11 protein-coding genes and 1 pseudogene are annotated in these 11,529 nt (G+C 53.7%); 9 read left to right on the forward strand and 3 right to left on the reverse strand.

The features are described from left to right. A complete protein-coding gene (locus KXU80_RS08055; protein ID WP_219837701.1) occupies positions 1-798 on the reverse strand; it encodes a carbon-nitrogen family hydrolase in 798 nt (265 codons plus the stop codon). Between the two features lie 157 nt (positions 799-955). Here KXU80_RS08055 and KXU80_RS08060 point away from each other — a divergent pair, with 157 nt between their 5' ends. From KXU80_RS08060 to mtnB, 8 genes are all read left to right on the forward strand, one after another. Then, positions 956-1,402, forward strand: coding sequence for a hypothetical protein (locus KXU80_RS08060; protein WP_258171316.1), 447 nt, complete (start codon positions 956-958; stop codon positions 1,400-1,402). Positions 1,403-1,492: 90 nt separating this feature from the next. Then, positions 1,493-2,680 carry a pyridoxal phosphate-dependent aminotransferase gene (locus KXU80_RS08065; protein ID WP_219837702.1) on the forward strand — a complete coding sequence of 396 codons (1,188 nt, stop codon included), beginning with the start codon at positions 1,493-1,495 and terminating at the stop codon, positions 2,678-2,680. 432 nt (positions 2,681-3,112) lie between these two features. Then, positions 3,113-4,228: a glutamate 5-kinase gene (gene proB / locus KXU80_RS08070; RefSeq protein WP_219837703.1), complete on the forward strand. Its 1,116-nt coding sequence runs from the start codon at positions 3,113-3,115 to the stop codon at positions 4,226-4,228. 27 nt (positions 4,229-4,255) lie between these two features. Continuing rightward, positions 4,256-5,503, forward strand: a complete 1,248-nt coding sequence (locus KXU80_RS08075; protein WP_219837704.1) for a glutamate-5-semialdehyde dehydrogenase — start codon at positions 4,256-4,258, stop codon at positions 5,501-5,503. Between the two features lie 25 nt (positions 5,504-5,528). Further along, on the forward strand, positions 5,529-6,410 hold the full coding sequence (gene proC, locus KXU80_RS08080) for a pyrroline-5-carboxylate reductase (RefSeq protein WP_219837705.1): 882 nt from the start codon (positions 5,529-5,531) through the stop codon (positions 6,408-6,410). Then, positions 6,407-7,633: a 2,3-diketo-5-methylthiopentyl-1-phosphate enolase gene (locus tag KXU80_RS08085; RefSeq protein WP_219837706.1), complete on the forward strand. Its 1,227-nt coding sequence runs from the start codon at positions 6,407-6,409 to the stop codon at positions 7,631-7,633. The genes proC and KXU80_RS08085 overlap by 4 nt, the downstream gene beginning before the upstream one ends. Next, positions 7,633-8,322, forward strand: a complete 690-nt coding sequence (locus KXU80_RS08090) for a 2-hydroxy-3-keto-5-methylthiopentenyl-1-phosphate phosphatase (protein WP_219837707.1) — start codon at positions 7,633-7,635, stop codon at positions 8,320-8,322. Before KXU80_RS08085 ends, KXU80_RS08090 begins: the two co-directional genes overlap by 1 nt. A 2-nt stretch (positions 8,323-8,324) precedes the next feature. Beyond that, positions 8,325-8,969: a methylthioribulose 1-phosphate dehydratase gene (mtnB, locus tag KXU80_RS08095; RefSeq protein ID WP_219837708.1), complete on the forward strand. Its 645-nt coding sequence runs from the start codon at positions 8,325-8,327 to the stop codon at positions 8,967-8,969. A gap of 68 nt (positions 8,970-9,037) precedes the next feature. Here mtnB and KXU80_RS08100 read toward each other — a convergent pair whose 3' ends face one another. Further along, positions 9,038-10,372: a DUF2515 family protein gene (locus KXU80_RS08100; RefSeq protein WP_219837709.1), complete on the reverse strand. Its 1,335-nt coding sequence runs from the start codon at positions 10,370-10,372 to the stop codon at positions 9,038-9,040. Between the two features lie 90 nt (positions 10,373-10,462). After that, a pseudogene (locus KXU80_RS27945) lies at positions 10,463-10,642 on the reverse strand (IS4 family transposase); the annotation flags it as partial. 105 nt (positions 10,643-10,747) lie between these two features. Between KXU80_RS27945 and KXU80_RS08105 the strand changes: the two are divergent. Beyond that, positions 10,748-11,413 (forward strand): SOS response-associated peptidase, encoded by a 666-nt coding sequence (locus KXU80_RS08105; RefSeq protein WP_219837710.1) that lies wholly within the window; start codon positions 10,748-10,750, stop codon positions 11,411-11,413. The last annotated feature ends 116 nt before the right edge of the window (positions 11,414-11,529 follow it).

Genomic DNA, 11,529 nt, shown 5'->3' on the forward strand with positions numbered 1-11,529 from the left:
TTAATAAACAGAAGGCCTGCGGTCTTCAAAGACCGGAATTTTCGAACGAACGGCTTGGACAAGACTTAAATCGATTTCCGCCCTGAGTATGGTTTCTTCTTCGCCGGCTTCGGCGATAATTTCGCCCCAGGGATCAATGATCATGGAGTGGCCGAAGAACGATGTCGTGCCGCTCGTGCCGCAGCGGTTGCATGCGATGACAAACATTTGATTCTCGATTGCCCTTGCATTCAGAAGCGTACGCCAGTGGTGCATCCGCGGATTCGGCCATTCTGCAGGTACGAACAGCACCTCCGCGCCTTCGAGTGCAAGCTTGCGCGCAAGCTCAGGGAAACGAATATCGTAACAGATCATCGTTCCCGCTTCGGCGCCGGCTACCTCAAACTTGCCGAGATTTACCCCTGCTCCCAGATACTTCTCTTCGTCCATAAGCCGGAACAAGTGGATTTTTGAATATTCGCTTGTCAGCTCCCCCTGCTCATTGAACGTATAGCTCGTATTATAGACGGCATCCCCGCGCTTCTCTGCAATTGAGCCGCCTATAATTTGAACGGCATGGCTTCGAGCAAATTCGGAAAGCAGCGCCTTGGTCCGCTCCCCTTCGGGGTCCGCAATCTCATGGATTTGTTCAAGCGCATAACCCGTATTCCACATTTCAGGCAGCATGATCAGATCCGGTTTCTGCGTCCCCTGTACCGCTTCGATCAATTTTCCCTGCAGTCGTTCAAAGTTCGCGTCCGGATTGCCGGCATCTACATGCATTTGTATAAGTGCAAGCTGTATTTTTCTCCCACTCATAGTTCTCGCCTCCCGCTGTACTGACAATTCTTGCGCTTACTCGCAAAGAGCGGCCTCGATTGCTCAGTTTTACCTAATAATAACGTCTCATGCTTCGCTGTCAAGATGGGTACCGTAACTACGAAACCATCCCATAACCATTAAAGGAGACAAAGCCATGAGAATATGGAGAACGAACGTCCTTGCCGCATTAGCACTTCTGCTTTGTTTATTACATCCGCTGTCCTTGAGCGCCGCTTCGCAGGATGAGCATGAACACGGACTGCGGCCTGTACAGGCCTTCGACGTCGTTGCAGGCAAAGTTGTCAAAACCGTCCCGAATAACGCGGAATTCCAAGGTTACGCCAAATCATGGCTGAATGCCGTGACCGGTCTGTCGCCGAAGCTTCAGGCCGAGGACAAATGCGGCTACGTGTTCCGTGTTCCGCTCGATGCGCCGACTGCAGTCAAAGCAGACTCCATTCAGGTGATGACGCAAGACGTATTCCTGTTCTACTGTCCGAAGAAACCGCAGCTGCTGCTGATCTTCGACGAGAACCGTAAACCTTACCTGCTGAAATTCAAAGCCAATATAAAACCGTTTCTGAAGGCGATCGATCTCTAAGGAACCGCTGAATAGAACTCGCGCTTCATCCAACATTATGCTACATTAAGGCTGTGAATAAAGGCTTAGAATAATGGTGGAGTGATCAGAATGAGTGGAAACAAAGCAGTCAAGGTTCAACCGGCAAGCCGCATGACCGGCTTGCCGGAACAGTTTTTTGCGAGTTTGGTACATAAAGCAAATGCCCAAACGGCCAAAGGACGCGATATCATCAACTTGGGGCAAGGAAATCCGGATCAACCGACGCCTTCTCATATTGTTGAAGCCTTACAGGAAGCTGCACCAAACCCGCAATATCACCGCTATCCGCCCTTCAGCGGCTACCGGTTTCTGAAAGAAGCGGTTGCAGAACGCTACATGAAGGATTACGGGGTAGAACTGAACCCGGACACCGAAGTAGCCATCTTGTTCGGCGGCAAAACCGGCTTGGTTGAAATCAGTCAATGCCTGCTTAATCCGGGCGATGTCTGTCTCGTTCCCGATCCCGGTTACCCAGACTACTGGTCTGGGGTTTCGCTTGCAGGAGGCACGATGGAGTATATGCCCCTGACAGCCAATCATGCTTTCCTGCCCGATTATGATGCGATTCCCGTCGAAGCAGCGGACAAAGCGAAGCTGATGTTCATTAACTACCCGAACAACCCGACTGGCGCGACGGCCGATTCGGCGTTTTATGCCAAAACTGTTGAATTCGCTGCGAAGCATAACATTGTCGTTGCCAGTGACTTTGCTTATGGGGCTATCGGCTTTGACGGCCAAGCACCAATCAGCTTCCTTCAAACGCCGGGAGCGAAGGAAGTCGGCGTGGAATTCTACACCTTGTCCAAGACTTACAATATGGCGGGCTGGCGCGTCGGCTTCGCACTAGGCAATTCGCAAATCGTCTCGCTTATTAACTTGATTCAGGATCATTATTACTGCAGCCTATTCGGCGGCATTCAAGCCGCCGCAGCAGCAGCGCTGACTGGACCGCAGCAATGCGTGACGGAGCTGACCGCCGCATATGAAAGCCGCCGCAACGCGCTATTCGCCGCGATGGATGAGATCGGATGGCATGCGGACAAGCCAAGCGGTTCGTTCTTCTGCTGGCTCCCTGTACCTGAGGGCTATACATCAGCCTCGTTCGCGGATTACGTACTCGAGCATGCCGACGTCGTTCTTGCACCCGGAATCGGCTTCGGGACGCATGGTGAAGGCTATGTAAGACTCGGCCTGCTTGCTCCGGAAGAACGGCTGCAAGAAGCCATCCGCAGAATCGGAAAGCTCAATTTGTTCTAACCTAAGATTAGCGATCGTTAAGCCTGCGAAGACCTGTCTTTGCAGGCTTTAGATTGCTTTACAGGGCATCGCCAAACATGGTATGCTTACGTTTAATTAAACACGAGCAACGTCTTGATGGGGCTAAGTACGCAAATCGCAATGCGACCAGAGAGTAAATTCATTAGCTGTGAGAATTTACCGCATATGCTGCAGAAACCCACCCCGGAACGGCCGGCGATGAGTCGGACAGCGGCCTGCTGTTATCAGGCCTTGAAGCGGAACGGCATGATTCTCCAGCAGTGGAGTCTATCATAGCCGTTAATAAAGGTGGTACCGCGGAAGTCCAAACTTTCGTCCTTTGTCTATATACAAAGGCGGAAGTTTTTTTGTCGTTCTGTTTACTACGTACTTGAATGTTGGTCCATTCGTAGGAAAGGATGAAGGCGATCGATGACAGCTACCATTGTTGTGAAAATCGGAAGCAGCTCCCTCACATCTGAAGAAGGCGGATTAAATCGCGAACGCATCGCTTTCTTCGCCGGCGAGTTGGCTTCGCTCCATGAAGACGGGCATCAGGTACTGCTCGTAACCTCCGGAGCCGTGGCCGCCGGCTTCAGGAAAATCGGCTACAGCAGCCGCCCCAAAATCGTGCACGAGAAACAAGCCGCGGCTGCCGTCGGGCAAGCCCTTCTCATGCAAGCCTATCAAGAAGCGTTCGCCGCTTACGGCGACCATGGCGGTGTCGGCGTTGCTCAGATTCTGCTGACCCGCGCCGATTTCTCGAACAGGAAACGGATTCAAAACGCTCAAATGACGATCGAAGAGCTGCTGCGACAGCGCATCGTACCGATTATTAACGAGAACGACACGGTTGCCACTGATGAGCTGAAGTTCGGAGACAATGACACACTGTCCGCGCTCGTAGGCAACCTTGTCAAAGCGAAGCGGCTCGTTATTTTGACCGATATGGACGGCTTGTATTCCGAAGATCCAAGGAAAAATCCGGCAGCCATCCGCATCGAGCGCGTCGATCAGATCTCCGACGACATTCTCAGCATTGCCGGAGGAGCCGGCTCCTCCGTCGGTACCGGCGGCATGCGTTCCAAAATCGAAGCGGCCCGCATTGCCATGCGCGGCGGCGTGCCTGCTTTCATCGGCCGTGTTCTGGAGCCCGGCGACTTGAGCCTGGCTGTCAGCGGTCATGGCAGAGGCACATATTTCGATACGAGCCTGCATAATCTGCCGGTGAAGAAGCAGTGGCTCGGATTTCACTCCATGCCGCAGGGACGTATCGTTGTCGATGATGGCGCGGAATCGGCGCTGCTGCAGGGCGGCAAGAGCTTGCTGCCCGCAGGTATTCGCGAAATCGAAGGCGAATTCCACCCCGGTGATGTCGTCGAAGTATGCAATTTGAAAGGCCACACGCTCGGCCGCGGCGTCGTCAACTACGCCGCTTGGCAGGTTCAGGCGGTTGCCGGACTGAGCTCCGAGGAAGTCCGCAGGCGGGTCGAGGTCGTTCGCATGGAAGTCATTCACCGTGACGAATGGGTCACGCTTAAGGCTTAAATCATATTCGTGAAACGAGGTATTCCCATGAGTGAAGTACGCGAGAAAGCCGCGCTGGCCAAGAAAGCCGCGCAATTAATGAACCGCATGTCGACGGAACAGAAGAACGTAGCCCTGCTTGAGATGGCTCACGCGCTGGAGGAGCAGCAGGCTTCCATCATCGCCGCGAATGAATTGGATATTGAACGCGGACGCGCAAACGGCACAAGCGAATCGCTGCTCGACCGGCTCAAGCTTACGCCGGCGCGCATTATAGGCATTGCCGAAGGGCTGCGCCAGGTTGTCGAGCTTCCAGACCCGGCCGGTTTGCTGCTGGAGAGCTTCGAGCGTCCGAACGGTCTGCGCGTCGAGAAAATTTCCGTGCCGCTCGGCGTAATCGGCATGATTTATGAAGCGCGCCCGAACGTGACCGTCGATGCAGCCGGTTTATGCCTCAAGACGGGCAATGCCGTCGTCCTTCGCGGCGGTTCGGCTGCCTTGGAATCCAATCGGCGCATCGTGGAAGTACTTTGCTCAGCGCTTAGCGGAACCGACCTCCCCGCCGATGCCTTGCAGCTCGTGGAAGACCCTTCCCGTGCTTCCGTCGACGAGATGCTGAAGCTGAACGGACTGCTCGACGTTGTCATACCGCGCGGCGGCGCTTCGCTGATCCGCAATGTCGTAGAGAATGCGACGGTGCCTGTCATCGAGACAGGCGCAGGCGTCTGCCATACTTACCTCGATGAGAGCGCCATGTTCGACATGGCGGCCGACATTGCCTTCAACGCCAAAGTTCAGCGGCCTTCCGTTTGCAATTCCATGGAGACGCTGCTCGTTCATGAAGGCTTCGCAGCCAATCACCTGCGCGCCTTGGCGGATCGCTTCCTCGCCGCGAATGTAGAGCTCCGCGGCTGCGACGCGACACGCGCGCTCGTACCCGATGCCAAACTGGTAACAGAAGCAGACTATGCAACGGAATATAACGATTATATTATGAACATCAGAATCGTCTCGGGACTAGAGCAGGCGCTGGCGCATATCGCTGCCTACGGCACGATGCATTCCGAATGCATCGTAACGGAAAACGCAGAGAACGCAGAAGCTTTCCTGCAGCGCGTCGACGCGGCAGCCGTCTACCACAATGCCTCTACCCGCTTCACGGACGGCTTCGAATTCGGCTTCGGCGCTGAAATCGGCATCAGCACCCAAAAGCTCCACGCCCGAGGTCCTATGGGACTACCGGCCTTAACAACAACAAAATTCCGCGTATACGGCCAAGGTCAGATTCGCGGGTAAGACGGATTAGGAGGAACAAGCAATCATGACTACACTTTCATCTTCCGGCGTAACGCCGGAAATTAATACGCTTCAAATGTGCTTCTATGGCGCAGGTTCTATGGCGGAAGCACTCGTGCGCGGACTTCTCGACCGCGGTTTGACGGAGCCCGGCAAAATCACGATGATGAACCGCTCCAATGCGGACCGCATGCAAGAGCTCACTACCCGTTATGGAATTAACGCCGCACTTACAGATATCGAGAAGGACGCTTGCCTGCGCGATGCGGATATCGTATTTCTCGCCATGAAGCCGAAAGATGCTGCCGAAGCGATGAAGAATGTGCGCGAGCTATTTCATCCCGGTCAATTAATCGTCTCGGTCATCGCCGGCATGACGACGTCCACGCTCGAAACCCTGCTCGGCAAACCGATGCCGATTGTTCGGACGATGCCGAACACGTCAAGCACCATTGGTCTCGGCGCAACCGGCATCAGCTTCTCTCCAAGCGTCACGGAAGAGCAGCGCAAGCTTGCGGACTCGATCCTGCAAGCCGTCGGTCTTACCGCAATCGTCGAAGAGCCGATGCTTGAGGTTGTGACGGGATTATCCGGAAGCGGTCCGGCATACGTCTACTACCTCATGGAAGCCATGATCGCCGCAGGCAGCAAGCTTGGACTTACGGAAGAAGCTGCGCGCGATCTGACGATTCAAACGGTACTAGGAGCCGCACATATGGTAAAAGCTACGGGTGAAGATCCCGCCGAGCTTCGCCGCAAAGTGACTTCGCCTAACGGCGCTACTCAAGCTGCCATCGAAAAGCTTGATGCCCACCAATTCATGCAAGGCATCCTTAGTGCGATCAGCCGTTCCGCGGAACGGGCTGTCGAAATGGGAGCTGAAATCGAAAGGAATGCAACGTCATGACTCAAGCGGTATGTACCGCAGCTTATCGCTGCTATGATGATAAAGCCGATTTCCAGAAGAAAGCCCAAGGCATCGCCGTCGGGTTGACCGTCGGCAGCTGGACGGACCTGCCCGAAGCCCGCAAGGCGGAGATGGAGAAGCATTTGGGCCGCGTTGTTTCCGTTAACGTGCACGAAGGCACTGAACCGGGTACGCGCTACGCGGACATCGTGATCGCTTATCCGGACGTCAACTTCAGCCGGGATCTCCCTGCCCTGCTCGTGACCGTATTCGGCAAGCTGTCGATGGACGGCCGCATCAAGCTGCTGGATCTCGACTTCTCCTCCGACTTCCTATCCGCGTTCCCTGGGCCAAAGTTCGGGATGCAAGGCATCCGCGGCCTTCTTGGCATCCAGGATCGTCCGCTGCTCATGAGCATCTTCAAATCCGTCATCGGCCACGATCTGCCGAATTTGCGGGAGCAATTCTATAAGCAGGCGCTTGGCGGTGTCGATCTCATCAAGGATGATGAGATCTTGTTCGAGAATCCGCTGACGCCGCTTCAGAAGCGCGTCGAGGCTTGCATGGAAGCGGCGCGCCAAGCGGAAACCGAGACCGGCCAAAAGCTGCTGTACGCGGTCAACTTGACCGGTCCAACCTCCAAGCTGGCCGCACAGGCGAAGCTTGCGATTGCCGCAGGTGCCAATGCGCTGCTGTTCAACGTGCTCGCTTACGGCTTCGACGTGCTGCATGAGCTGAGCAGCGACCCGGATATCTCGGTGCCCATCGCCGCTCATCCAGCAATGGCCGGCGCCTTCTATCCCTCGCCGCATTACGGCATTGCCGCCCCGCTGCTTCTGGGCAAACTGATGCGTCTAGCAGGCGCAGACCTAGTCCTCTTCCCGTCTCCATACGGCTCGGTCGTTATGCCTCGTGAAGAGAATCTTGCCGTTCAGGCGGCGCTGATCGATCCTGCTCTGCCTGTACGTGCGAGCTTTCCCGTGCCTTCGGCTGGCATCCATCCGGGACTCGTGCCGCTAATCCTGCGCGATTTCGGTACGGATGTGGTCGTGAATGCAGGTGGCGGCATTCATGGACATCCCTTGGGAACCGCAGCCGGCGGCCATGCGTTCCGTCAAGCCATCGAGGCTGCGCTTGAGGGCGTATCGCTTCCCGAAGCAGCTGCTAAGCCGGGACACGAAGCGCTGCAAGCCGCAATCGACAGCTGGGGGTACAAGCAATAATGGCACAAGTGAACGCCCCAACGACGAAGAAGCAGCGTGTCATTTTTTGCGATTTCGACGGCACAATCACGATGAACGACAATATCGTCGCCACAATCCGCCATTTCAACCCGCCCGGGTGGGAGGCGATCGTGAGCGATATCGTAGGCCAGAAGAAGAGCATCAAGCAAGGCGTCGGCGAGCTGTTCCGCCTGCTCCCAACCGCCAAGAAAGCCGAAGTGATCGACTATGCGATCTCTAATGCGCGGATACGCGAAGGCTTTGCCGACTTGCTGCAATATTGCAAGGATAACGAAATCCCGTTCTATGTAACGAGCGGCGGCATTGATTTCTTCGTCTACCCGATCCTTGCGCCTTTTGGCATTCCGGAGAATCACATCTACTGTAACGGAAGCGATTTTTCCGGCGAAGCGATCGAAATCACTTGGCCGCATTCCTGTGACAGCCACTGCAGCAACGACTGCGGCATGTGCAAGACGACCATCATCCGCCGTTTCCCGCCCGAGAGCTGCGAGCGCATATTGATTGGTGACAGCGTCACAGACTTTGAAGGCGCCAAACTGGCCGACGTCGTCTTCGCTCGCTCTCATCTGATTCAGAAATGCGCGGAGCTCGGATTGGCATTCCACGCGTACGAGACCTTTTACGATGTGATTCATGAATTAAAGCTGCAGGAGGCGACCTCATAACGATGTCCTACGATCAAATCACGTTAGAAGATAAGCAGCGGGCGCTTTCGGAGCTGACCGAGGTCAAGAGCCTCTTCGCTTCCCGCGGCTGGTTCCCCGGTACGAGCGGCAACCTGTCGATCCGCGCAGGCGAGTTTACGCCGGAGGACTTCCATTTTGCCATCACCGCAAGCGGCAAAGATAAGTCGTTGTCGACGCCGGAGGACTTCCTATTCGTGGACCAGGACGGCAAGCCGAGTGAAGGAACGAAGCTTAAGCCATCGGCGGAGACGTTGATCCATTGCGAAATTTATCGGCAAACCGGCTGCGGCGCGATCTTCCATGTGCATACCGTATTCAATAACCTCGTATCGGAACTCTTCTGGGAACGGAAATCCATTCCGGTCGACGGTGTGGAGCTGATCAAGGCGTTCAACATTTGGGACGAGGAAGCGCATATCGAAATACCGATTGTCTCGAACTTTGCTCATATTCCTAGCATCGTGCCGGAAGTAACAGAGCGTCTCGACAAACGGATTCCCGGCATTATGCTGCGCAAGCATGGCATCTACGCATGGGGCGCGAATGCATTCGAAGCGAAGCGGCATCTGGAAGCCTTCGAGTTTATATTCGAATACGTGTACCGCTGGGAGCTGCTGAAGCGTTAATCTCCCTTTTGCTCCTAGCCATCCGCAGCCTAAGAAGGCGATAAGGACAGCTGATCTGTCAGCCGACCTTATCGCCTTTTGAGCTTGCCCGCGGCTTCGATGCCCTGCTTTGCCTGCACAGCCAGCTCGAGCTTGTTCAGCGCCATGCAATGCTCGAACGTAATTTCGAATAGCTTTGGCAGCGGCATCTCCTCGAAATAAAGCCGAATGGCTGCGCTCCCCGCCATGTCGAACCAATCATCGCCGTCTAGCTGTGTGATCGGCACGTCCGGCCATGCAGCCGAAAGCTCAGGGCTATAGAGCTTCTCTGCGCCCGGCCGCAGCTTGCAGCCTTTCAACCGCTCCTCGAAGGGAGACGATACCTCCTCCTCATTGACCGGGACGCCTTCCTTCGCAAACAAATGCGGGGCATAATCCGCACGCGAACCAGTATGCGGAATAGCACGAACGAATGCAAGCACGCCGGCATGGACCTCGGGCAGGCCGAACAGAATCGCATACAGCCGTTTGCCGAATTCGATGCGCTCCTCCAGCTGGCTGAAGTTTTCCAGCACGAGGCCGGCCAGCTTCATCTCGCCTCCGGCATAGTGAGGTGACCCGTATGGCATGAAGACCGCATTCGTTTGGAATGGTGCTTGCAGCAGAAATACAGGTTTTTTCAACACAAGCGCTTTAAAATAGTCGCTCTGCACAAGCGGCGCTTCAATCACATGCTGTTCATTTACGATCAATGCCGTCGTCAATAGGACGGAATCCTCACTGCGCCAAAACTGCTGCCAGACCGGACCCATGAAACGGGATACGCCGAAGTAAGGCAGCAGATGCGACAGGTCGGTCTCTTCCTTTCGGGAAGCCTCATAGAGCAGCAATTGCGGATAAGCATCTCCAAAGATCGCGGCATTCGCCCGCTCCAGCAGCGTGAAGGTGTGGAGTCGGTTATCTTCGCCAAGCAGCATCGGGAGCAAACTGCCTTTGAGATCCGTCATATTCCAGCCTCCGTTGCGCGATACCAGATGCGCAAGCAGTGCCCAATGAAGCTCCGGGTAACGAAAATAGAAGGCACGATATGCTTCTGTCCGCGTTACATTATTGCGGTTGGCCGTCTCGGTCGCATGCAGGATTCGGTGAATGATTGCCCTGTCATGCTGCGTTAATGCTTCGGGATTCAGCGGCACCGATTGCCGCAGATGATCTTTTCCCTTGCCATCTTCAGCAGCAGTAAACAGAGCGTATACAGCTTCTGGGCGAAGGGTAATCGGGTCGGCATGAAGCGCGAGCTTACGGGATACGCGTCGGGCGTGTTTTTTCATTCGAAAATATTCGATTACGGAACTCAGCTTCTGCAGCATTCTTACCAAAATGGAACGTTTCGGCTGGTCCCGACCCTCTGTCCTCTCCGCCATCCTTCCGCCCCTCCTGCGTTATCGGTTACAATTAGTATGAGCCGCTCAACCAACGATTAGCCGTTGTAGTATACTATTATCATATTCCCAGTAAACCACATCCTTGCCTGGCAACAAGTTGCCGCGGCTGCTTTCTAACAGTCGAAACCAATTCTTCCCCTCAAAAACAAGCGAGAAAAGCAACTGAAAAACAGTGAGCGCAGAGAGCCCAAAAGACTTATGAATCCCAGCAGCCCGAAACAGTTTACCGATTTTCAGGGAATGAAAAACAGATGAAAAACGAGACTGGCAGACAGGGAACGATGATGTACCATTTAGAGCAGATTATTATTATTGTTGATATACGGAAAGTTTTACTATGGAGGAGGGGGCCATATGTGCGGACGGTATACTTTAACCGTTACGTTAGAAGAACTGTTACTTAGGTACAGTGTAGATTCAGTTAATGCACCGTTTCATGAACCACGTTACAATATAAGTCCATCACAGATGGTTATCACTGTGTTAAACGATGGGCAAAATAATCGCATTGGTAAACTAAAATGGGGTTTGACCCCCCCATGGGCAAAAGATCTCAAGACCAGTACAATTAATGCACGAGCTGAAACGCTGCTTCAAAAGTCATCATTCAAGATTCCTTTTCTAAAGAAAAGATGTTTGATACCTGCGGATAGCTTTTTTGAATGGAAACCTACAGCAAATGGGAAACAACCCATGAGGATTATGATGAATTCCGAGGAGATATTCAGCTTTGCAGGAATTTACGAAACTTGGACTGGATCTGACGGGACAAAAGTAAGTGGGGTCGCAGTTATAACAACAGAACCAAATCAAACGGTATCGGAAATTCATAATAGAATGCCACTTATTTTAAAACCAGAAGATGAAAAAATTTGGTTGGATCGCACTGTGCAAGATCCATCAGTGTTAATGCCACTTTTGCAGCCTTATTCAGCTGATCAGATGAAGTGTTATGCAGTATCAACTGAAGTGGGAAATGTAAAAAATGATTCTAAACGTTGTATCAAAGAACTCGTTTAATTGCTTTTGATGCACAAATGCTTCCCATTAAAACCGGGAAGCATTTGTTTTTTTAAGCCGATCGAGAGAGTCCGCGAACCGTTCATACCTTTTGGACCATCGGGAATAATTCCATC

It is taken from the genome of Paenibacillus sp. R14(2021), assembly GCF_019431355.1.
GTDB lineage: Bacteria > Bacillota > Bacilli > Paenibacillales > Paenibacillaceae > Paenibacillus_Z.